This is a genomic window from Pandoraea pneumonica (assembly GCF_049918595.1).
Lineage (GTDB): Bacteria > Pseudomonadota > Gammaproteobacteria > Burkholderiales > Burkholderiaceae > Pandoraea > Pandoraea pneumonica_A.
Genome location: NZ_JBNCRZ010000002.1, coordinates 119,574 through 141,914, shown reverse-complemented (window position 1 = coordinate 141,914; position 22,341 = coordinate 119,574). Strand labels below are relative to the sequence as shown.

Genomic DNA, 22,341 nt, shown 5'->3' with positions numbered 1-22,341 from the left:
TCAGCCCGCCGCACGCTTCGTCGGCAGCATCGTCAACATCGACACCAGCGCCAGCAGCGCGAACCCGCACATGACAGTCGCCAGCGGTCGCGGCGAGCCATCGTTGAGCACGCCGAGCAGTGCGCCCGCGGCAAACCCGAAGCCGTATTGCACACTGCCGACCAGCGCCGCCGCCGCGCCTGCGCGGGTCGGGTGATTCGCCATCGCCCCGGCCACTGAATTCGCAGTGATGATGCCGCGCAGCGACATGAACAGGAACAGCAGCGCCACCATCAACGGCAGAATGGCGATGCCCAGCCAAGCCGTCGCGAACAGCACCGACGTGACCACCGCACAGCCGATGATGCCCATGCGCATCAGACGATATGAGCCGATCTGTCCGACGCGGCGCGAGTTGAACATCGTCATCGAGGCCATGCCGACGATATTGATCCCGAACAGCACGCCGAAGAACTGCGGCGACACATGGAAGTACTCCATGTACACGAGCGGCGTGCCCGTGATGTACGTGAACGACGCGCCGAACACCGCACCGCCCGCGACCATATAGCCGACGAATTGCTTGTCGCGCAGCAAATGCCAATACGACATCACGATGGCACGCGGGCCACCTACCGTGCGCGCATGCACCGCGCCCGTCTCCGGCAGACGCCACAACGCGAGCATGGCCACCACACCGAACGCTGCGAGAATGCCGAAGATCACGCGCCACGTCGTGAAACGCAGCAGTTGACCACCGAGCAACGGCGCGACAATCGGCGCCACGCTCATCACCAGCAACATGATCGAGAACGCGCGCGCACTGTTACGTGCGCCATAGACATCGCGCACGATCGCTTGCGCAATGACCGGCATGGCGCAGCCGCCGAGCGCTTGCACGAAGCGCCACATCATCATGTGATCGATGGTGTCCGAGAACGCGCACCCGACGCTGCCGAAGATATAGAGCGCGATACCCGCCGCCATCGGCCAGCGCCGCCCGAAACGGTCTGCCAGCGGGCCCCACAGCAGTTGCCCGAACGCGAACCCCAGAAAGAAGTACGACAGCGTGAGTTGTGCCGCCGCGGCACTCGCCCCCAACTCGTGGCGCATGGTCACCAGCCCCGGCAAATACATGTCCGTGGACGCGGGCGCAATCATCATGAACAGGCCAAGAATGCCCAGCAATACACGCTCGGTCGGCAAGGCAGGAGAGAGTTCGGACGTCTGTGTCATTTGTCGTTTTAATTATCGAATGCTGAAGATGCCGTGCGAAAAGCACAACGCCCGCCATCATACCGCTGGCGGGCGTCGGACCTCACTGCCATGCGCTTAACTGCGGGCGCATGGGCGAGTCGAGAAAACAATCACAACATCAGTTCGCGGTCGCGGCGCGCAGGTTGCCGCCGTCGCCACGTTGCATGCGAGCAATTGCCAGCACACCGATGAGCGAGATACCTGCGGGCACGGCGGCCGCCAGGAACAGCGACGACGACGACCATTGCAGATGCATCAGCGCGCCGCCCAGCACCGGGCCCAGCACCGAGCCGATACGGCCGATGCCGAGGCTCCAGCCGATGCCCGTCGAGCGCAGCGACGTCGGGTAGTACGTCGCGGCCAGCGCGTTGAGCGCCGGTTGACCGCCGATGATCGAAAAGCCTGCAAAGAAGATCGCCGCGAACACCGCCACCATCGACACCATCACCGCCGGGTTGCCGATCGCCGCCGTTGCGGCAATGGCGATCAGGAACGTGACGGCCAGCACACTCGTGAAGCCCAGACGGTCGATCACGCGGCCCAGCAACAGTGTGCCGATCACGCCGCCCGTCCACAGCGCAGTGCCCGCCATCACGGCCACTTGCGTCGAATAACCGGCGTCGCGAATCACCGTCGGCAACCAGTTCGACAGGAAGTACATATCGAGCAGGTTGGCGAAGTTGATCACCCAAAGCAGCAGCGTCATACGCGCACGGCCATCCTTGAACAACTCGATGAACGGCACGCCCTTGGCCTTTTGCTCGTCAAGCACGAAGCGAGCGTCGGCAGGCAGATTCGCCGCCGGTGCCACGCGCTGCAATTGCTTGCGGATGCGCGCGGTGTCGCTCTTCTTGAACATCAGGAACTGAATCGACTCGGGCAACGACGCCCACATCAGGAAGCCGAGCACCAGCGGAATCGCGCCGCCAATGAAGAAGACCGCACGCCACCCCAGACTCGGGATAATCGCCGCCGTAATCAGGCCGCCGACCACGCCGCCCAGCGTAAAGCCGCACGACACCATCATCATCAGCGAGACACGGATGCGACGCGGGCTGTATTCGCCAGCGAGCGCCATCGCGTTGGGCATGATGCAACCCAGACCGAGGCCCGCAGCAAAGCGCCACACGACGAGTTCGGTAATCGAATTGGCAAAGCCGGTCACGATCATGCACACAGCGAAAAACAGCGTCGCGCCAATCAGCACCGGACGGCGGCCCAGCTTATCGGCCAACGCCGAGAACGTGAGCGAGCCCACCAACATACCGAACAAGCCTGCACCAAACACCGGCGAGAGCGTTTCCTTCGCAATGCCCCACTCGCGAATCACCACCGGGGCGACGTAGCCCATCGCCTGCACATCGAAACCGTCGACGACCAGACACATCGCGCACAGCGCAATCACCCACCACTGGTAGCCGCCCAGACGGCTCTCGTCGATCAATGCGCCGACATTCACTTCTGCTGCTTTCATCCTGTCTCCAAACGTTCTTGTTACTGCGTCCCGGTCTATGCGCCAGACGGAATTACGCTTTGCGGAAGTTTATATCGCCGAACGTAATTCGATGCTTGGTGTTAACACTTAGATTCCCATCACGAATGGCAATAGGCATCACCGGCCAAAAGTGGCCGGTGACAGGAAGAAATGCGGGGAAGAAAACCGGAGGGAAACGCTGAAACGACGCGGGAAAGCTGAGGAAGGTGTTTAGCCGTCAACGAGGTTGGGCGCGCCAGGATTGGCGTAACCCGAGACGAAGTGACGGCGTGTGCCGTCTGGCAGATATACGGAGCGCCCCACCTGACCGATGTCGGCACCATAAACGTGGATGCTGATCGACACACGGTCGTCGAAGGCATTGCGCACCTGATGGATATCGCCGAGCGAGGGAGAGACGGCTTCGACGCTGCCAGGTAACAAGCGAATCGGGTCGCCCGCAGTAACGAGTTGTCCGTCGTCGGTGCGGGCAAACGGCAGTGAGTCTTCAGCGCCGCGCAGCATACCGATCAGCCCCCAGACGGTGTGATCGTGTACGGGCGTGGACTGCCCCGGGCCCCACACAAAGCTCACCACGCTGAAGCGGGCCTGCGGGTCCACATAAAGCCGGTATTGCGTGTAACGCGCCGGGTCGGGCTGCGCGTACGCCTCGGGCAACCACGTGTCGTCGGCCACCAGCGCCGCCAACGCCGCGCGGCCCTCGGTCACGATCGTGGCTTCGTCGGGGGCGCGATCGAGCAACGCTCCCATCGTGGTAACGAAAGTCCGCAGCGGTGAGTCAGGGTGTGCGTCCACTTTGTGGTTTTTCTCCATATGCATCGAAGGAAGTCGCCCTGTCGACGCACCTCAGAGGTATATCAGGCGGCGAATTGGGCGATTTCCATCCAAAAAAGCGACGAAATGTCGCAGTTGTGGTTTTTCTACATATTTTTTCGTCGCAGGTTTACCCGTTCAGGGATTTCCCTGATATAGTTGCACCTGTCTCCTCCACCTCCTCCTGGTGGATTTCACGGCCAGCAACGCGCTGGCCGTTTTTTTTGCCTGTCGATTTCGCATCGGTGCAACTCGCACTGCGCGCGAACCGCACGGCTAACGGATCGTAATGCAAACGCGGTCCGATATCGTGGCGCACGCCCATGGCGCTGCGATTTCCTGCGTTACACTCCTCGCCATGAAAATCGCTCCGCTCGCTACCCTGCTCTGTGTCTTGCCGCTCGCCGGTTGCTACGTCGTGCAATATCCGGGCGGTGCGCTGACTTTCTCGCAAGATCCCAATGCGCCGCAAGCGTTGCGTGCAGCGCCCGGCTCGCCCGGCGCTACTGGCGATGTTTCGACCGCGCCCGTGCCGACGCCGACCATTTCGGCAGCCCCCGTGCAGGCACCTCCTGCACCCAGTGCCAGCATGCCGCCTCCGCCGCCGGGCATTAGCGCGCGACCCGCGTATCCGAACGGATCGCCGGTGCCGCCGGACTATCGACCTGGCAATGGCGCAACGCCGCCTGTCTATCCGAATGGTTCGCCAGTGCCGCCTGATTACCGGCCTTCGCAGCAGAGCGCGCCGGTGTACCCGAACGGTTCGCCGGTGCCACCCGATTATGTGCCGCCGCAATCGCAGCAAATGCCGCCGGGCGGCCCGGTATACGCCACCTATCCGGCGTATTCGGCGTACCCGGCATATGCCGCCTATCCGACGTACGCGACCTACCCCACTTACGCGCCTTATCCAGCGTATGCGGCTTACCCGGGCTTCGCCCCGTCGCCATGGCTCAGCAACGTATCGCTCTCGTTTTCATGGGGACGCGGTTGGGGCGGCGGCTGGGGTGGGCACTGTTGCCGACGCTGGCGCTAGGCGCGCCAGCTAACCCTCAATGGGTGACTTGATGCTCTCGAGCGACGCGATCTTCGATGCGTCGCTCGATGCGTTTACGGATTTGTTCGGCGGCCAGCGACGCATCGTCGGCCTCGATGCTCGAATACTCGCATCGCCCGATGTAATGCCCATCTGAGTAAGCATCGACGGCGCCATCGAAGCGGTCGTCGGCGCGCGGCGTGACCGCGCCCTCAAGGTCGAACGGCACGCCCGGGGCCGTGTCGCTCACGTAATGCCAAGAAAAACGAAATGATTTATCCATATGTCCCCCATCTGCAATCGACAGCTATGGCAAGGCGAGACCAATGCTGTTTTTTGATGAATCCTAACATGTTCATAAAACACGGCGCAGTAGCGGAAAAAAAAGCGGCCCGCCAAATCGGCGAGCCGGATAGTCCGTGGAGGTCGGGGGCACATCAGGACCACGGTCACTCCAATCTAGCGCCGAATGCTTGTCGTTATTCTCGGTAATTCGCCGGATATAACGAAAATAACCGTTTCGAATTCTTGCAAACGATTTCTCTCACTGCACGTGTGCACCGATCAAAGTGTCGACAATAAATCGTATACGGTTTGTCGTAAATTCACGCTCACGCAGATTTAAGTGACAGGCAGTGCATCGTCTTCCATGACTTTTACCAGCATTTCCGCCGACGGCAATTCATCGGCCGGCACGGCTTTGCCGAAAAGCCAGCCCTGTCCCACCGCCTCCGGGCAATGCGAGAGCATGTAATCGGCCTGCAAGCGCGTTTCCACCCCTTCCACGATCACCCCCACATTCAGCAGCGCCGCCATTTTGCATATCTGATCGACGATCGCACTGCCCACGGCATCGGCGCCAATCGCCTGCGTGAACATCCGGTCGATCTTCAAGGTATCGACGTGCAGTGTCGACAAATAGGCCAGATTCGAGAAACCGGTGCCGAAATCGTCGATATGAATCTGATAGCCGTCCACTCGCAAGCGGTCTAGCGCATCGCCAAGCCGTTTCATGCTGTCGGTCGAACGCTCGGTAATTTCAAGGGCAATTTGCGTGCGCGGCACACGCAATGACGCTGCAATGTGATTCAGAAACGTATGAAATGACTTGTCGACAACATCTTCGGCGGCGAGATTAATGCTGATGTGAAATTCGGGGTCCGCGAGCGCACGCCCATGCATATCGATCAGCGCGCGCCGTGCCACCTGACGCGTCACCAGTCCGATCACCCCTTGGCGCTCGGCGATCGGGATAAACATCTCGGGCGAGATTGGCCGGCCGGCACTGTCGCTCAGGCGGGCGAGCGCCTCCACACCGACCATCTTGCGATCGCGCAGGCGAACCAGCGGCTGATACACCACGTTGATGCCCCCGTTTTCTGCCGCATGCTGGGTCACCCAGTCGACAGACATCCGATAGCGTTTGCGCGAGCGCCACGACATGCCCACCGAGCCACCCAGTGCAGCCCCGATGGCGAAGGCCAGTGCCAGACCAATCGGGTTGCGCAACACGCTCGACGAGGTGTAGACCGCCGACGCGCACACATCCACCACATCGGAGCAGGTGGAATAACGGCGTAACGGCCCGATGTCGAACCAACGCGACGTGACACCTAACTCGATCTTGCGCTGATCGTCGAACATCCCTGCGCGCCAGAACTGAAACCGCTTGTCGTTCGTCGACGCGATGGAGGCGAAGCCCGGGTCAGGCGTGGCGAGGCGAGGCGGCAAGACCGGTGAGCTGAACACCACGATATCGCCCCACCCCGTGGCATCGACCTGCACGCCTGGCGTCACCACCCCGGTGATCGTGTGCCAGAGCTTCACGCCGTTGAGTGTTTCGTGAACCGGTTCCGGCAAGACGGGGGCGGGATCGATCTTGCCGAGCATGGCCGAGCACAGCAACTTGCCATCATGCACGCGCCCGATGTCATGGAAATACGGGCTGCGCATCGCCACGCGTCGCAGGTCGAGAATGTCGGCATCGGTACAGGGGACTTCGACGTTCTGGGGGGCTTGAAACAGGGCGTTGCGGCGCGCGAGCGACGCGTCGTTCATGTAGCCCATGATGTCGCGCACGAACGCACGCAGACGAAAATCGTCGACACGGGTCTGCACCACCTGTGCCGCGATCAAGATGACGATCATGCCGACGACCGCCCCGACAAGCACGGGCAGCCAACGGGTCAGCCTTTGAAGAGTCTGCATGTCGTGGGTGTGTCCCCAGAGCGCCCCGGATCCCAACGGGCATGGCCGCAGTGTAGCGTACCTGCCCGGACGCAACGCGAGCGTCGCCTATATCCATCGGATTGCCACACGATGGCCGGTGACCAGAGCCGCCAGGGGCTTCTCTGCCCCCTCCAGACGCCCCGGCGCGGCCCGCCACACGGGGCTCGGCAGGTGCAATGCAGTGGGACGAAATGGGGTCGGCTCAGGTGTAACGTGCAGCTTTCCATCACACCGTTCCCGAGCTCGCTATGGCACTCAAATTTCGCAATCCGGCGAGCGGGGACATCATGGAAATTTCGCAATTGTCGTGCATCGCGGCCTTCTTCCTGGGCCCGCTCTATTTGCTGGCCTACGGCTTCACTTGGCATGCTCTCGTCTGGCTCGCCCTCGCCCTCGGCCCGGCGCTCGTTTGGCACGAATCGGCGCTCGTTGTGTCGCTGCCTTTCACCTGCTTGCTCTATTCGCTGATGATCCATCCGCTGCTGGTGAATCAGCTGCGCGCACAGGGTTGGTTGCCAACCGGTGGGGATGGGCTGCCGAGCCGGAGTCAACGCGACTATGGCGACTATGCCGACGGCGGCAAGTCGAGCAGCACAGGCCGGTCGCTCAACGGCATGGTGCTCGCGCCCACACGACTCTCGCCCACGACATTGGCCGTAGGTCCGGTTTCGATCGGTTCCCCTAGCGCGCACGCGGCCAACGAAACGCCGGTCAACGAGTAAGTCCCCGTCGCACTGCGTCGCTAGCGCCAATCAGTCGATGGGTGCGAGGTCGTCACTGCTGCGCCCGCCCGCCGGGCGCATCGCAATGAAGCGATCCAGCGCCGCCGAGCCATGCGCAGCGCGGTACGCCAGACTAATCGGCGCGCGCGGCACGTCGCCATCGATCGGCCAGAAGCCCATGCCGGGCGTGCGAATCTGACTCACCGACGCAGGCACCAGCGACACACCAAAGCCCGCCGCCACCATCGGCACGATGGAAGTAATCTGCGGCGCCTCCTGCCCTAGCTTCGGCCGGAACCCCGCCGCCTCGCACGCCGCCACTGTGCGGTCGTACAGCGCCGGACTGATCTCGCGCGGCAGCAAAATGAACTCGTCCTGCGCGAGCGCCGCCAGCGGCACGCGCTCACGCGCGCACATCGGATGCCCCAGCGGCAGCACCAGCACCATCGCTTCATCGACCACCGGCACGCTCACGATGCCCGGCGGCGCATCGACGGGCGTGCGCACGAACGCGGCATCGACCTCCTCGTTCACCAGCGCCGCCAGCAGACTCGCCGTATTGCTCTGCTGCGGATGAAGCTGCACATCGGGATGCCGCGCGCGGAAATCGCGAATCCACGCTGGAATGGTCGGCTCGAAGTACGTCGCCCCGGCGAAACCGATGCGGATGTGTCCGGCATCGCCGCGCGAGATCTGCTGCATCTGCCGCTTCACGCGCTCGACGCGCTCCAGAATATGGCGTGCCTCCGGCAGGAACGCCTCGCCCAGCTCGGTGAGCACCACGTCGCGTGGCAAGCGCACGAAAAGCGGTCCACCCAGTTCCTCTTCCAACTGCCGAATCTGAAGGCTGAGCGGCGGCTGCTGAATACCGACGCGCGCCGCCGCCCTCGTGAAATGCCGCTCTTCGGCCACTGCAATGAAATATTGCAAATGCCGCAATTCCATATCCGCTCCCGCGTCAGGCTTGCCCGGTATAGGGGCGAGCCACCAATACATAAAAAGTATTCAACAAGCACTTTCAATATATTGGAAATGTAGCCGATGGGTCAATACACTTCGAGTCAAGCGTGACCGGTGTACCCACGACCGTCGCGGCAAAGCGATCGGATGGCCAGATTTCGCCTGATACGGCGGGGTCGCGACCGGCGATCGAATAAGAGAGACGAGGAGCATCACGATGTATGAAGACCGCATCCGCCTGGCGTCGCTACGCGACCGGGTGATGAGCGCCGACGAAGCCGCCCGGCTGGTTGGCGACGGCATGGTGGTCGGCATGAGCGGGTTCACCCGCGCCGGCGACGCCAAGGACATGCCCATTGCGCTTGCCAAGCGCGCCAAGTCGCACCCGATGAAGCTCACGCTCATCACCGGCGCGTCGCTCGGACACGATTCCGACAAGACGCTAACCGAAGCGGGTGTGCTCGCCAAACGTTTGCCCTTCCAAGTCGACACCACACTGCGCAGCGCGATCAATCGCGGCGAAGTCATGTTTGTCGATCAGCATTTGTCGGAAACGGTCGAATTCCTGCGCACCGGTCAGTTCGGCAAGCTCGACGTTGCCGTGATCGAAGCGGTGGCCATTACCGAAGACGGCGGCCTCGTGCCGAGCTCGTCGGTCGGCAACTCCGCAAGCTTTGCGATTCTCGCCGACAAGGTCATCGTCGAAATCAACCTCGCGCAGCCGCTCGCGTTCGAGGGCATGCACGATATCTGGATTCCGGGGCAACGCCCACACCGCGCACCGCTGCCGATCGTGGACGTGCGCGATCGCGTCGGCACGAACGTCGTGAAGATCGCGCCCGAGAAGATCGCCGCGATCGTCATTACCGACACGCCCGACAGCGCCTCGAACGCCCTGCCCGCCGATGCCGATACGCAGCGCATCGCCGGTCACCTCATCGAATTCTTCCAGCACGAAGTCTCGCGCGGCCGCCTGCCTCGCACGCTGCCCGCGATTCAGTCGGGCATCGGCACCATTGCGAACGCCGTGCTCACGGGCTTTATCGACTCGCCGTTCGAGCATCTGACGATGTACTCGGAAGTGCTGCAAGACTCGACGTTCGAACTGATGGATGCGGGCAAGATGGACTTCGCGTCGGGCTCGTCGATCACCGTCTCGCAGGCCGTGCAGGACCGCGTCTTCGGCAATCTTGCGCACTATCGCGACAAGCTCGTGTTGCGTCCGCAGGAAGTGAGCAACCATCCGGAAGTCATTCGCCGACTGGGGCTCATTGCGCTGAACACCGCACTTGAGGCCGACATCTACGGCAACGTGAACTCCACGCACGTCGGCGGCACGCACATGATGAATGGCATCGGCGGTTCGGGAGACTTTGCACGCAATGCGCGCATGGCGATCTTCGCGACGAAGTCGGTGGCCAAGGACGGCAAGATTTCCAGCATCGTGCCGATGGTGCCGCACGTCGACCATAACGAGCACGACGTGGACATCATCGTGACCGAACAAGGGCTGGCCGACCTGCGCACGCTGGCCCCGCGCGAGCGCGTGAATCTCGTCATCGACCGTTGCGCGCATCCGTCCTACCGCGACGTGCTGCGCGATTACTACCGCGATGCCCAGCGATATGGCGGTCACACGCCGCACGCGCTGGAACGCGCCTTCGAGATGCACATCAACCTGCGCGATCGCGGGTCGATGCTCGCTGCGCGGTAATTCCATCGCAGCAGAAAGAACATGGGACGCATGCGGTCCCGTGGGCCGGACGCTGGTGAGAGTGTCCTGGCATTCGCGGCTCGCCAGCCTTACGCCGGCGGGCCGCTTTTTATTGGCCGGTGAGTGCCCAGTGATTGCCCGGCGATTGCCTGACGAGTGCCCGACAATTGCCCGGGCACCGATCACGCCGACAAGCGGTGCGGCTGCCCCGATTGGTTGGCTGCGCCGTCCAGCTTGAAGATCGACACCAGTTCGCGCAGGCCGCTCGACTGAGCAGCCATCGACTGCGCGGCGGCGGACGCTTCTTCCACCAGCGCAGCGTTCTGCTGCGTCACGGTATCCATCTGCATCACGGCCTGATTCACCTGCTCGATACCTGTGCGCTGTTCCGTCGATGCGGCGGCAATCTCAGCCATCAGATCGGTCACACGCTTCACCGCTTGCACCACCTCATCCATCGTGGTGCCAGCTTCCGAGACGAGCTTCGCGCCTTCGTTCACCTGACGCGTCGACGCGTCGATCAATTCCTTGATCTCCTTCGCGGCGTTGGCACTGCGCTGCGCCAGCGTGCGAACTTCACCGGCGACCACCGCAAAGCCGCGGCCCTGCTCACCGGCGCGCGCCGCTTCCACGGCGGCATTCAGCGCGAGGATGTTGGTCTGGAACGCGATCCCTTCGATCACGCTGGTGATGTCGCCCACACGCGACGATCCCTCGGAAATTTCTCGCATCGTCTCGACGACCTGCCGCACCACTGCACCGCCTCGCTGGGCGATTTGCGACGCATTCGATGCCAGCACGTTGCCCTGTTCGGCATTGTCGGCGTTCTGCTTGACCGTGGTCGTGAGCTCTTCCATGCTCGCGGCCGTCTCTTCGAGCGACGCCGCCTGTTGCTCGGTGCGCGACGACAAGTCGGTATTGCCCGCAGCGATCTGCGCCGATCCCGTGGCAATGCTCTCGCTGGTGTTGCGCACTTGGCCGACCACCTGCGCCAGCTTGCCGTTCATGTCCCGCAGCGAGCCGAGCAACTTCGCCAGTTCGTCTTGCCCATGCACGTCGATGCGCGAGCTCAAGTCACCGCGGGCCACCGTTTCGGCGATATCCACGCAACGACCGATCGGCACCGTGATCGAGCGGGTGATCAGCAACGCGATGAAGATATTCACGCCCAGCGCCAACACGATCAGGACGATCGTGGCGACGAATGCTGCGTGGTAGTTGGCGGCGGCGGCTTCGGCGGCCGACACCGAGCCTGCACGGTTGACGGCAACGTGCTCCGTCAGCTTTTGGCTGAGGACGGCGAAGGTTTGCACCTCATCGGTCATGGCAAGCGTGCGCGCCTGCACTTGCGCGCTGTCGTCGCCCTTGGCCAGTTCGGCGATGCGATTGTCGACGGCCAGATAGGCGGCCCATGCCTCGCGCACCGCCTCGTAAGCCCGGCGGTCTTCATTGGAGGCGACGAGACTGCCGTAAGCGGTCAGCGTCTTGTTCATCAGGTCGATGGACGCCGTGCGCTTGTTCACTTCGTCGAGACGCGTTTGCTCCACCGTGGTCAACAGCGAGGCGAGCGTGGCGCGGCGCGCGGCGTTCGCGGCAACCTGCGCGGTGCCGAGTGTCTGCACACTGGGCAGCCAGTTATCGGCGAGATCGCGCGTACCGCCATAAATGCGCGAAGCCTGAAACACCGCCATGCCGCCCACGATACACAGCAGCACCAGCGTCACAGCAAACCCGAGGGTCAGGCGCGTGCCGATTTTGAGACTACCCAAGAACTTCATGCCAACTCCAGAATGCGACAAAACACGAACAATCGCATGGCATAACGGAAGTTCATTTGAGAATCTTGAGCCAATAATCCCTCGATTCTCACGCAATGACTTTCACAATCTTTCTGCCAATAAAAAAACGGCGCAATGGATGCGCCGTTTTGTTTTTCTGGTTTTGCATGGCAAACCGAAATTTAGAGACATCAATAATATCCGTTTAAATATACGGCTTCATCTATTCTCCGCAATGCCGCTATCGGCTGGCACCGTCGAACGGCGTGGGGTGCACGGCGTCGAGATCGATGCCATCGAGGCAGCGCACGTTGACCGCCGCCATTTTCGTACCGTCGGGCATCTCGCCAAAAGCAAACGCTTCGACACCGCATTTTGCGCAGAACTGGTGATGAATCATATGCTTGTTGAAAAGATATTCCCGATTCGAATCGGCACCCGCTGTCTGCGTTAATTCACCTAATGGCGTGAACGTGAGAATCAGCCCGCGCTTGCTGCAAATAGAACAATTGCACGCAATTGATTTGGACAAATCAAGATTCGCAGTAAAGCGCAATTCACCGCAATGACAGCCGCCCTGGTAGTGCTGAGTTGCCATGTCGTGTCTCCTGAATTCGAATTGAAAAAGCCCGCCCGCCGGAGGCTGTCCTATTGTGCGACAGAATCCAGCGGGCGGGCGATGCAATTGCAGCCTTCAGTGCGCGGCCGCTTTAGGCGCGGCTTGCCAGCGAGTTTGGCTTATGCGGCAAGTGCCGGTTCATCACGATGCGAACCCGCCCCCGTGCGCGTGTTCATGACCGTCACGCCGTGACGGCTGTGCTCGCGCAGTTGGAACAACGCCACCGTGTCGGCAAGATTACGGGCCTGTTCGCTCAGCATGGCCGACGCGGCGGCCGATTCCTCAACCAGTGCGGCGTTCTGCTGCGTCGACTGGTCCATTTCCGCCACGCTGCGATCGATCTGACTGATGCCGGTGCTTTGCTCGGTCATCGCGCTGTGAATTTCGCCGATGAGACGACGCACACGCCCGATACCATCGACGATCTCGCCCATCGTGTTGCCCGCGGCCTGCACGCGCTGCGTGCCGCTCTTGACGTTTTGCACCGAGGCTTCGATCAGCGTCTTGATTTCCTGCGCGGCAGCGGCACTGCGTTGCGCCAGCGTGCGCACTTCGCCTGCGACGACCGCAAAGCCGCGGCCCTGCTCGCCCGCCCGCGCGGCTTCCACCGCAGCGTTGAGCGCCAGAATGTTCGTCTGGAACGCAATCCCGTCGATCACGCTGATGATTTCGGTGATGCGCTCGGACGACTGCGCAATTTCGCTCATCGTGGTGACGGCGCCTGTGACGACGTCGCCACCGCGGGCGGCCGCTTCGCTGGCGTCGTTCGCCAGACGCGTGGCGTGTTCGGCGGCTTCGGCGGTCTGCTTCACGCTCGCGGTCAACTCGGTGAGCGCGGCGGACGTCTCCTGCAACGTCCCTGCCGACGACTCGGTGCGGTGCGACAAATCGCGGTTGCCCATCTCGATTTCGCTAGTGGCCGACGTCATGCCGTGCACGCCAGAACGCACATCGAGCATGACCGTGCTGATCTTGTCGACGAACGCGTTGAACGAGCGCGAGATCTGCGCCACTTCGTCGTTGCCGACGACATCCAGACGGCGCGTCAGATCGCCACCGCCCGAGCCGATGGTGTCCATCGCGTCGCGCACTTGCGACAAGCGGCGGAACGCCTGCGACGTGAAGAAGCTGGCGATACCGATCGCGCACAACGTGAGCACGATCAGTGTGATGACCGTGGCGCTGAGCACCTGCGAAAGGCCTGCGGTGGCTTCGGCCTTATCGAGTGCGACCACGAAGAGCCAGTCGGTGCCCGGCACCGGCTGCACCTTGAGCAGCTTGGCGTCGCCGCCGAGTTGCACTTCCATCGGGTCTTTCGCACGCTCAAGACTCGCGAGCGCATCCGGGGTGAGCGTTTGAGCGAGATCGCTCGATTGCTTGAGCATCAGCTTCTCGTCGGGGTGCGCAATCACGAGGCCGTCACGCGACACGACGAAAGCGAGGCTCGACGGCGTGGGATGCACAGCCTTCACCACGTCCTGCACGGCATCGAGGGGCACGGCACCGCTCACGGCACCCAGCGTCTGGCCGTCGCGCAGAATCGGCGCGGCGAACGACACGTACAGCTTGCCCGACGCAATGTCCGCGTACGGCTTGACGACGGTCAGCTTGCCTGCGGCGGTGGCGCCCTTGTACCACGGGCGCGCGGTCGGGTCGTAATCGGGCGGCGTGGGGCCGCTCGAGAAGTAGGACTTGTCGCTCCAGCCGATGCTCGAAATCGGGAAGCCGTTGGTCGCACCGAGCAACTTGGTGAGCGCGACGCCCTGCTCGCCCTTTTCGACGGCGGCGGCCGTGCCGACTACCGACTGCCCTTTGGCGGCGGCCCAGCGCTCGACGGCGAGGGTGTTGCCGCGCGCGACGGCGTCGAGCGTGTTGGAAATGGTCGACATCATGCTGCTGCGCACGATGAGGTAGGTGGTAATGCCGGAGAGAATCAGCGCCCCGATGACGGTGGCACATGCGATCAGAATGATGCGTGTTCTAAGCGAAGATACTGTCATGCTGTCTGGACTGGCAGGCCTGTGGCTGGAGGAGAGAAACAAGAACCGGCGCCCCAGGCCACCGGCTCCACGCAGTGGATGATTCCACCTCATGACTTACGGCCACCGAACGCGAAACTTTAGGTGTTAACCCGAAACGACCGCCGAAAGGTGCAACCGCATCGTTACGGATAGCGAAACGTCAGGCATGCGAAACAGGCGAGTATCTGAGTGGCCAGTTGCCACGTCCTGTAAGGACTGACAGGATGACAACGCCTGTCACTGTGTTGAAGATGGTTCGCTGGCATAATCGTGCGCGCCTTCGCGGCCACCTCTCGCATGGGTTCGCCGGGCATGGATTGCAACGTCAATACACCACGCTTCTCGATAACAATGAAAACGCAAACGTACGTGGAAGGGGGACGGTGGGTCACCGATCACATCGGGCCGATCAACGCCGTCATGACAATTTCCACCGCCATTCTGATTCCGGTACTCGACTTCATCCGGCCCTTCTTCCCGTATATCAACTACGTGGCCGGGTGTGCGGTACTGGTGTTCTTCGTGTTGCTCGCTATGCGCCTGTTCGGCGGGCGGCGTCGTATTCACGGCAGCCTGGTCGTCTGTGCAGGCCTGTGCGCGGGCGCGTTCAGTTTTGGCGCGATTGCGAGCAGCAAACACGCCGAGCAAGGCGGCGTGGGAGCCGCCAACTTGCAGTGGGTGGCCAACGTGCAGAAGCTGCTGGTCGACATCAAGAACGGCAAGAGCGACGACCCGCGCGTCGAGCTCAACAACATCGGCATGAAGTGGGACCCGTACGAATTCGCCAAGGCGAGCCGGATGGGGGATTTGCGCGCCGTCGAACTGTTCCTGCGCGGCGGCATGCCGGTCACCATGCCCGGCACCGGGATGGATGTGAGCCTGCCCTATCTCGTGGTGAAGGACGACTACCCGAACGCGCCCGAACAACTGGCGTTGTTCAAGAAGTACGGCGTCGACCTGAATGAGCCGAGTCTGATCTCACGCCGCCACCCGGGCGCGCCGGATACGCCGCCCAATCTGTACGCGGTCGCGAAGGACGCGAAGAACGAAAAGGCGGCCGGGGCGCTGATCTCGCTGGGCGTTGCCACCGACAGTTACCCGGGCTGGCACGCCGGTGCGGAAGAGCGCCGCAAACGCGGTGGCGTGCCTGCCGCCTGGTTGCAATAGCCCCCGTAGCCCCTTGAATCGAGGGGCTTGAGCGCCCTCCGGAACGATGCGAGCGACGCCCATGTGGCGGTGCTATGCTGGCGAAGCATCCCTTCGCAAAACATCGTTCATCGGGGGTACTCATGACTGAAAATGACGTACTGGCCATGGAACAGCGGGCCACCGAACTCGTACACGCGCAGGTGTTGGGCATGCTGCTCGCCCACGTCAATCATCTCGATGGGCAACCGGACGCCTCGTTCGGCGCCATCAAACGTGGCGTGATCGGCGAGATCGCGAAACAACTTGCGATGCAAGCGCGCACCACCCGTTGCGATACCGACAGCCGCGCGCTTCTCAACGCTGCCGTGCTACGCGCCGCCGACGCCGTCTTCGACACGGCCGACGTGCACAACGCCGCTTTCTTTCGCCGCTTGCGCGAGCGCAAAGTTGCCGACGAACCAGCATTGGACTAAACGAAAAGGCCAGCCCCGTGGGCTGGCCTTTTGCGCTTCTACGCCATCACACTCACCGCATCAGAACGGCGCGGAGAGGGTCAGTCGCACACCCTGCTGCAAGCCACCCATGCCGGTCGTCACGCTGTAATCCAGCCCGAAGATCAGCACGCCCGTGCGCAGCTTCGAACCGAACCCGACTTGCACGCGATCGCTGCCGTACGGGCTGCCCGGCACGAAGTACACCGGCCCGCTCCCCGCAATGTCGGCATATGCCAGACCGGCCATGCTCTGGCCATTGAAGTCGTGCTGCAACTCCACCCGGATATACGGCGAGATCGTCCCGATCGGCGTGGCCTTGGCGAAGCCCGCGCGCACACCGAGGGTTCCCGACAACGTATTCACGTTCTGCTTGAAGTACGTGAGTGCATTTAGCCCGGCGCCGGTTTCGCTGTACTGATCCAACGTGGAGCGCGACGCCGTCAAGCGCCCGTACGGCGAGAACAACCAGTCGTCGTTACGGAACTCGTAACCCGCCGACAGCGAACCGAAGAACTGCTGACCGGTGCGCTTGCCGCTCGCGAAGTCGTTCGAATCGATGACCCAGCGGCGCGAGCTGAAGTTCAGCGTGCCGAAGCCCGCCACTGCGTCGACGAACAACGTCGGAATCGGACGGAAGCTTGCATACAGCGCGCCGCTGTAGCTATCGCCCGTGCTTCGCGTGCCCGAGCTGCCGATGTCCGTCGAATCGTGCCCGTAGCCCAAGCCCGCCCCCAACGACAACTGGTCGGACAGGCGGTAATCCGCGCCGAGCGTGACACCGCCCGTCGTGAATTTGAAGCCCGAGCGCTGCGCTGCCGAATTGGCCGCCATGTTGGCGAAACCGAAGTCCACCGTCCCCGCCGTCCAGTAAGCGAAGCGCTGATCGTCGTTGGCGCCCTCACCCGGCAAGTCGGGCGCATTGGCATCGCCTGTACTCACGCCGCTGCCCCCCTTGTTCGCCGGGTCGCGCACGTCGAGGCTCTTCGCTTTGCTCATCGCTGTCGGGCTGACTTCGCCCCGCAGACACGCATCGCGCTCGGAGATACCCACAACGTCCTGACAGCGCGACACATTGCGATCGCGATCCGGTGACGGCAGCACCACATTCAGCCCGTTGCTCGACGGGGCGCGCCCCTTGCCGTGCAGCATTTCAAGGCGCTGGTTGTAGTTGCCGATCTGGGTGGTCGCAAATCGCCGCGCCGCTTCGACCTGCGCACCGATCAGGCCGGAAACATCCGGATCGGTCGACGGATCTTTACGGGCCGCCACGCTCACTTGCAGCGTGCCGGGCACCGATGTCGCGTTCTCGTTGGACAGTGTGTACGTAATCACCGCCATGCCTGCGAAGGCCGCCGCCGGCACAAAGCGCACGCTGTACTGCGTGGTGGGCGCTGCGACCGCCGCTCGCATCAGACGCACACCCGCCGCCGCAGCCGGCGCCGGGGCAGTGACCGACACGATGGTCGCCGTCCCCGCATTTGCCGGTGACACCGACAAGATGTTGGCGCCGGTAAACGGTCCGCCGCTCGCGGCGGTCGTAATGTCGATGGTCGCCGTGCCGTTCGCGTCCACATTCGCTTGCAGGCCCGGCGCCGTGATCGGCACCGCCTCCACCGTCACCGACACCGGAATCGGTGCCGACGTGCCGACGGCATTCGTGAGCGCGTACGTGAACGTGACCACGCCGTTGGTGTTGCCTGCGGGCGTGTACACGATGTCTTCACCATTCACGACTGCCGTGCCGCTTGCAGGCGGCGTCACGATAGCCACCCGCGTGAACGGACCGCCTACCGCATTCGCCGTCGCGTGAATCGTGAGCGGCGAGTTCGCCAGCACCTTGGTCTGAATCGCCGGCGCCGAGGCCACCTGACTCGAGATGTTGAACGTGTAGTTCTTCGACACGGTCATCGGCGTGCCCGGCCCGGTGCTGGCGTCGGTGGCCGTCACCGTGAACGTGCTGGTGCCGGTGGCACTCGGCGTGCCGGTGAGTGCGCCCGATGCCGCATCGAGTGCAAGACCCGCGGGCAACGCGCCGCTCGTCACGGTGAACCGGTAAGGCGCGGTGCCGCCCGATGCCGTCATCGTTTGGCTGTAGACCTGCCCTGCCACCGGTGTGGGCAGCGTCGTCGGCGCAAGCGTCAACGCAGCCGCGCCCACGGTAAGCGTCAACGTCTTGGTCGTGGAAAACGGTGCGCCAGTGCCCGTCGTGCTGTCGGTCATTTTGATCGCCAGGCTGAACGGGCCCGTTTGCGTCGGCGTACCGCTGATCGTCCCGTTCGCAAACGTCAGTCCGGCAGGCAGCGCACTGGTCGTCGAGTACGTGTACGGCGAAACACCGCCGCTGCCCGTTAGTGCCTGCGAATAGGCGACGCCTACGGTTGCGTTCGGCAGCGCGGCCGTATCGATCGATAACACCGGCGCTGTGATCTGCACGGTGAACGATTGCGTCCCCGCCAGATTGTTCGCGTCTTTGGCCTGCACCACGAACGTGAAGCTGCCCACCGCCGTCGGCTTACCCGTGAGGGCGCCCGTCGCCGGGTCGAACGCCAGACCGGTCGGCACCGCACCGGACGTGATCGAGAACACATACGGCGCCACACCACCGGTCACCTGAATCGACTGGTTGTAGCCAGCGGTGCCTGCGACCGAACCGGGCAGCGTCGTCGTCACGAAATTGATCGACGGCGGCGCGTTGTAGGTGAACTGATTGCCCGCGCCCGTCGCGCTGGTGCCGCCGGGCGTGGTGACGGTGACGTTGGTCGCGCCAACACTGCCCGCCGGAGACGTCGCGGTAATTTGCGTCGGACTCACGACGGTCACTGTGCTCGCGTTATTCGTGCCGAATTTGACTGCCGTCGCCCCAGTGAACCCCGTCCCGGTGATTGTCACAGCGGTGCCGCCCGTGGTCAGCCCGTTATTCGGCGTGACACTTGTCACCGTCGGTGTGCCCGCGTAGGTGAATTGATCGGCCGAGACAGTGGCACTCGTGCCGCCAAGGGTCGTCACGCGCACGTCGACCGCGCCTGTCCCTGCGGGCGAGGTCGCGGTGATCTGCGTGGTGCTATTCACCGTGAAGCCGGTTGCCGCCGTACCGCCGAACGACACAGCGGTCACATTGCTGAAGCCTGTGCCCGTAATCACGACGGAAGTCCCGCCCGCCGTTGGGCCGGTTGTCGGCGAAATGGCACTCACAGCAGGCACGGCGTAGTACGTAAAACCATTGGCCAGCGGGCGACTCCCCCCGGGCGTCGTGACAACGACGTCGACTGCGCCCGCCGTTCCCGCAGGCGTCGTGGCCGTCAACGATGTCGCACTACTGACGGTAACGCCCGTCGCCGCGACGCCGCCGAAAGTCACTGTCGTCGACCCGACAACGAAGTTCGCGCCGGTGAGCGTTACCGTCGTACCGCCGGAGGCCGGTCCACCGCTCGGTGTCGCCAATGTCAACAGCGGCCCGGCGACGTAGGTGTACTTGTCAGCTGCCGCAATCGCGCTCGTGCCGCCTGGCGTCGTCACGCGCACATCGACGATCCCGGCGCTGCCCACCGGTGTGGTCGCCGTGATCTGGGTGTCGCTATCGACATTGAAAGCCGTTGCGACCGCGGCGCCGAACGACACCGCGTTCGTGCCCGTAAACCCGGTACCCGAAATCTTCAGGATCGTCCCGCCACCGAGCGGCCCTGCGGTGACGGAAAGCCCGGTCACCGCGGGTGGGCCGACGTAGGTGAATTTACTGGCACTGCCCGACGCGCTGACGCCGCCCGGCGTCGTAACGTTCACGTCGACCGTGCCGGCGCCGGCGGGTGAGACCGCCGTAATTTGTGTGTCGCTGATGAAGTTGACCGCTGTCCCCGCCACACCGCCGAAGGTGACCGCCGTGACACCGGTGAATCCGCTGCCGGTGATCGTCACCGTTGTGCCGCCCGCCGATGGGCCGCCAGTGGCCGAGAGCCCGGTGACGACAGGGGGCGCAATGAAGGTGTAGCGAACGCTCGGATTCGGCGGGCTCGTCCCGCCCGGCGTCATCACGGTCACATCAGCCGTGCTGCCCGCGGTGCCACTGGGTGCTTTCACCGTAAGCTGCGTGTCGCTGACGACGTTCAGATTCGTCCCAAATCCTGTGGCGAACATCACGGCGGTCGCATTGGTGAATCCGGTCCCGCTGATCGTCACCGTGGTGCCACCGGCAGCCGGGCCACTCGCCGGCGCTATCGTCGTCGTGGCCGGTACCGCCGCGTAAGTGAACTTGGCGTTGAGGTTGGTCGCGCTGGTGCCGCCTCCCGGCACCGTGACGGTGACGTCTACCGTACCGGCACCGGTCTTGCTGGGCGCGGTCACCGTGATCTGAGAATCGCTATTGACGGTTGGTGTTACCGTCGTCGCGCCGAAGCTCACCGACGAGGCACCGGTGAAACCGCTACCCAGGATCGTCACGGTGGCGCCGCCAGCGAGTGGCCCTGTCGTCGGGGAAAGCGAAGTCACGACAGGGACGGCGGTGTAAGTGAAACTGCCGGATTGCGTGGCGGTTCCGCCGGGCGCATTGACAGTGATCGTTGCCGGACCGGGTGTCCCCGCTGGCGCCGTGACGGTCATCGAGGTCTGAGTCACGACAGAGGGGGTGACGAACGCGCCGCCAAACGACACTGTCGTACTGCCCGAGACAAAATTCGTGCCGGAGATCACCACAGCTGTGCCACCGGTCGCAGGTGCCGAATTGGGGAAGACCCCCGCTATCGTCGGCGTCGGGTAATACGTGAACTTGCTCGACGCACTGGTTGCGCTCGTTCCGTTTGGCGTCGTCACGACGACATCGACGGTGCCCGAAGGCCCACTGGGCGAATACACCGTAAGCTGCGTGTCACTGTCGATATTGAAGCTCGACGCTGGCGATCCGCCGAACGTCACACCGACGGTGCCGGTAAATCCGGTCCCCGTAATGATGGTCTTCGTGTTGCCCGTCATCCCCCCAGACGTCACCGAGAGGCCGGTCACCACCGGGACCGGCTTATAGGTGAACTGGTCGCTCGCGTTGGTCGCACTGGTGCCGCCCGTTGTCGTCACGGTCACATCGACCGTGCCCGTGCCAGGGGGTGAGCGAACCGCTAGCTGATTGGAGCTATTGAACACGACGTTCGTCGCCGAAACCCCGCCGAATTTCACCGTTGACGCGCTGGTGAAACCGCTGCCGGAGATCACCACGGCGTCGCTCCCTGCGGCCAAGCCCGAAGTTGGCGAAACGCCCGTTACGGTGGGCACGGCTCGGTAATTGAACTGATCGGCGCTGCTGGTCGGACTCGTCCCCCCAATCGTCGTGACCGTCACGTCGACGAGGCCAGCGCTTGAGCCAGCCGGCGCTGTCGCGGTAATTTGCCCGTCGCTATTGACCGTGAAGGATGTCGCGTTGACCGTGCCGAACTTCACCGCACTCGCGGTCTTGAGGCCGCTCCCGTTAATCGTCACAGACGTGCCGCCAGCGAGCGGGCCTTCCGTCGTCCCGAGCGATGTAATACTCGGGACGCCCACGAACGTGAATTGATCGTTGGCACTGGTCGCGCTGGTGCCATTCGTGTTGGTCACCGTCACGTCGACGGTACTCGCAGCCCCGAAGGGCGATGTGGCGACCATCGTCGTGTCGTTGAGGGCAGTGACACCCGTCGCCTGTGTCGCCCCGAACTTAACCGTCGGCGCCCCGCCGGTGCTAAAGCCCGTGCCACGGATCGTGACAGTCGTTCCGACGCCGGCCTGCCCTACGTTTGGCGCCACTGAAGTTACGGTCGGCGCCGCCAGATAGGTGTATTGATCGCTCGCGTTGATGGCGCTGATTCCGGCGCTGTTCGTCACTTTGACGTCGATGGTGCCAGTACCGCCGGGTACGCTCGGCACCGTAATCGTGGTGTCGTTCACGATCGTATAGGGCAACGCGGCGTTCGGACCGAAGGTCACCGAGGTGGCATTGGTAAAGCCGGTTCCGGTGATCGTCGCCGCTCCGCCACCACTCATGGCACCCGACGACGGTGATACACCCGTCACTGTCGGGGCGTACGTGAACCTATCGTTCGGGGCATTGACTGCGCT

Annotated in this window: 15 protein-coding genes; 5 read left to right on the top strand and 10 right to left on the bottom strand. The window is 63.1% G+C overall.

The window, feature by feature from the left end:
- The 3 genes from ACPWR9_RS07185 to ACPWR9_RS07175 all read right to left on the bottom strand — a co-directional run bounded on the left by ACPWR9_RS07185 (nucleotide 1) and on the right by ACPWR9_RS07175 (nucleotide 3,544).
- A complete protein-coding gene (locus ACPWR9_RS07185) occupies nucleotides 1-1,215 on the bottom strand; it encodes a multidrug effflux MFS transporter (RefSeq protein WP_426297737.1) in 1,215 nt (404 codons plus the stop codon).
- 139 nt (nucleotides 1,216-1,354) lie between these two features.
- Entirely contained in the window at nucleotides 1,355-2,710 is a 1,356-nt protein-coding gene (locus tag ACPWR9_RS07180; RefSeq protein WP_426297739.1) for an MFS transporter, read from the bottom strand.
- Nucleotides 2,711-2,941: 231 nt separating this feature from the next.
- On the bottom strand, nucleotides 2,942-3,544 hold the full coding sequence (locus ACPWR9_RS07175) for a cysteine dioxygenase (RefSeq protein ID WP_426298023.1): 603 nt from the start codon (nucleotides 3,542-3,544) through the stop codon (nucleotides 2,942-2,944).
- A gap of 358 nt (nucleotides 3,545-3,902) precedes the next feature.
- On the opposite strand from ACPWR9_RS07175, the gene ACPWR9_RS07170 reads away from it, so the two are divergent.
- Nucleotides 3,903-4,580, top strand: a complete 678-nt coding sequence (locus ACPWR9_RS07170) for a hypothetical protein (protein WP_426297741.1) — start codon at nucleotides 3,903-3,905, stop codon at nucleotides 4,578-4,580.
- Between the two features lie 16 nt (nucleotides 4,581-4,596).
- Here the strand turns inward: ACPWR9_RS07170 and ACPWR9_RS07165 are convergent, their stop codons facing one another.
- Together ACPWR9_RS07165 and ACPWR9_RS07160 are read right to left on the bottom strand one after the other, a co-directional pair.
- A complete protein-coding gene (locus ACPWR9_RS07165) occupies nucleotides 4,597-4,863 on the bottom strand; it encodes a hypothetical protein (RefSeq protein WP_426297743.1) in 267 nt (88 codons plus the stop codon).
- Between the two features lie 338 nt (nucleotides 4,864-5,201).
- On the bottom strand, nucleotides 5,202-6,788 hold the full coding sequence (locus tag ACPWR9_RS07160) for an EAL domain-containing protein (RefSeq protein WP_426297745.1): 1,587 nt from the start codon (nucleotides 6,786-6,788) through the stop codon (nucleotides 5,202-5,204).
- Nucleotides 6,789-7,057: 269 nt separating this feature from the next.
- On the opposite strand from ACPWR9_RS07160, the gene ACPWR9_RS07155 reads away from it, so the two are divergent.
- The gene (locus ACPWR9_RS07155; protein ID WP_426297747.1) at nucleotides 7,058-7,531 is read left to right on the top strand and encodes a hypothetical protein; all 474 of its coding nucleotides are present in this window, start codon (nucleotides 7,058-7,060) and stop codon (nucleotides 7,529-7,531) included.
- A 30-nt stretch (nucleotides 7,532-7,561) separates the two neighbouring features.
- Here the strand turns inward: ACPWR9_RS07155 and ACPWR9_RS07150 are convergent, their stop codons facing one another.
- Nucleotides 7,562-8,476, bottom strand: coding sequence for a LysR substrate-binding domain-containing protein (locus tag ACPWR9_RS07150; protein ID WP_426297749.1), 915 nt, complete (start codon nucleotides 8,474-8,476; stop codon nucleotides 7,562-7,564).
- A 232-nt stretch (nucleotides 8,477-8,708) separates the two neighbouring features.
- On the opposite strand from ACPWR9_RS07150, the gene ACPWR9_RS07145 reads away from it, so the two are divergent.
- Nucleotides 8,709-10,205: an acetyl-CoA hydrolase/transferase family protein gene (locus ACPWR9_RS07145; RefSeq protein WP_426297751.1), complete on the top strand. Its 1,497-nt coding sequence runs from the start codon at nucleotides 8,709-8,711 to the stop codon at nucleotides 10,203-10,205.
- A gap of 182 nt (nucleotides 10,206-10,387) precedes the next feature.
- Here ACPWR9_RS07145 and ACPWR9_RS07140 read toward each other — a convergent pair whose 3' ends face one another.
- The 3 genes from ACPWR9_RS07140 to ACPWR9_RS07130 form a co-directional block, all read right to left on the bottom strand.
- Nucleotides 10,388-11,983 carry a methyl-accepting chemotaxis protein gene (locus tag ACPWR9_RS07140; RefSeq protein ID WP_426297753.1) on the bottom strand — a complete coding sequence of 532 codons (1,596 nt, stop codon included), beginning with the start codon at nucleotides 11,981-11,983 and terminating at the stop codon, nucleotides 10,388-10,390.
- 241 nt (nucleotides 11,984-12,224) lie between these two features.
- Nucleotides 12,225-12,581, bottom strand: coding sequence for a GFA family protein (locus ACPWR9_RS07135; RefSeq protein WP_426297755.1), 357 nt, complete (start codon nucleotides 12,579-12,581; stop codon nucleotides 12,225-12,227).
- Between the two features lie 140 nt (nucleotides 12,582-12,721).
- A complete protein-coding gene (locus ACPWR9_RS07130; RefSeq protein WP_426297757.1) occupies nucleotides 12,722-14,602 on the bottom strand; it encodes a methyl-accepting chemotaxis protein in 1,881 nt (626 codons plus the stop codon).
- Nucleotides 14,603-14,974: 372 nt separating this feature from the next.
- Between ACPWR9_RS07130 and ACPWR9_RS07125 the strand changes: the two genes are divergently transcribed.
- Together ACPWR9_RS07125 and ACPWR9_RS07120 are read left to right on the top strand one after the other, a co-directional pair.
- Entirely contained in the window at nucleotides 14,975-15,790 is an 816-nt protein-coding gene (locus ACPWR9_RS07125) for a hypothetical protein (RefSeq protein WP_426297759.1), read from the top strand.
- A gap of 122 nt (nucleotides 15,791-15,912) precedes the next feature.
- Complete coding sequence (locus ACPWR9_RS07120) at nucleotides 15,913-16,245, top strand: hypothetical protein (protein ID WP_426297761.1); 333 nt, start codon at nucleotides 15,913-15,915, stop codon at nucleotides 16,243-16,245.
- A gap of 60 nt (nucleotides 16,246-16,305) precedes the next feature.
- Here ACPWR9_RS07120 and ACPWR9_RS07115 read toward each other — a convergent pair whose 3' ends face one another.
- Nucleotides 16,306-22,266, bottom strand: coding sequence for an IPT/TIG domain-containing protein (locus tag ACPWR9_RS07115; RefSeq protein WP_426298025.1), 5,961 nt, complete (start codon nucleotides 22,264-22,266; stop codon nucleotides 16,306-16,308).
- Between the last annotated feature and the right edge of the window lie 75 nt (nucleotides 22,267-22,341).

Bases quoted from the DNA above. Each gene is read 5' to 3' on its own strand.
- ACPWR9_RS07165 (WP_426297743.1), bottom strand. From the start codon at position 4,863: ATGGATAAATCATTTCGTTTTTCTTGGCATTACGTGAGCGACACGGCC.
- ACPWR9_RS07155 (WP_426297747.1), top strand. From the start codon at position 7,058: ATGGCACTCAAATTTCGCAATCCGGCGAGCGGGGACATCATGGAAATT.
- ACPWR9_RS07180 (WP_426297739.1), bottom strand. From the start codon at position 2,710: ATGAAAGCAGCAGAAGTGAATGTCGGCGCATTGATCGACGAGAGCCGT.
- ACPWR9_RS07125 (WP_426297759.1), top strand. From the start codon at position 14,975: ATGAAAACGCAAACGTACGTGGAAGGGGGACGGTGGGTCACCGATCAC.
- ACPWR9_RS07120 (WP_426297761.1), top strand. From the start codon at position 15,913: ATGACTGAAAATGACGTACTGGCCATGGAACAGCGGGCCACCGAACTC.
- ACPWR9_RS07140 (WP_426297753.1), bottom strand. From the start codon at position 11,983: ATGAAGTTCTTGGGTAGTCTCAAAATCGGCACGCGCCTGACCCTCGGG.
- ACPWR9_RS07185 (WP_426297737.1), bottom strand. From the start codon at position 1,215: ATGACACAGACGTCCGAACTCTCTCCTGCCTTGCCGACCGAGCGTGTA.
- ACPWR9_RS07170 (WP_426297741.1), top strand. From the start codon at position 3,903: ATGAAAATCGCTCCGCTCGCTACCCTGCTCTGTGTCTTGCCGCTCGCC.
- ACPWR9_RS07160 (WP_426297745.1), bottom strand. From the start codon at position 6,788: ATGCAGACTCTTCAAAGGCTGACCCGTTGGCTGCCCGTGCTTGTCGGG.
- ACPWR9_RS07115 (WP_426298025.1), bottom strand. From the start codon at position 22,266: ATGAGTGGTGGCGGAGCGGCGACGATCACCGGAACCGGCTTTACCAAT.
- ACPWR9_RS07135 (WP_426297755.1), bottom strand. From the start codon at position 12,581: ATGGCAACTCAGCACTACCAGGGCGGCTGTCATTGCGGTGAATTGCGC.
- ACPWR9_RS07150 (WP_426297749.1), bottom strand. From the start codon at position 8,476: ATGGAATTGCGGCATTTGCAATATTTCATTGCAGTGGCCGAAGAGCGG.
- ACPWR9_RS07130 (WP_426297757.1), bottom strand. From the start codon at position 14,602: ATGACAGTATCTTCGCTTAGAACACGCATCATTCTGATCGCATGTGCC.
- ACPWR9_RS07175 (WP_426298023.1), bottom strand. From the start codon at position 3,544: ATGGAGAAAAACCACAAAGTGGACGCACACCCTGACTCACCGCTGCGG.
- ACPWR9_RS07145 (WP_426297751.1), top strand. From the start codon at position 8,709: ATGTATGAAGACCGCATCCGCCTGGCGTCGCTACGCGACCGGGTGATG.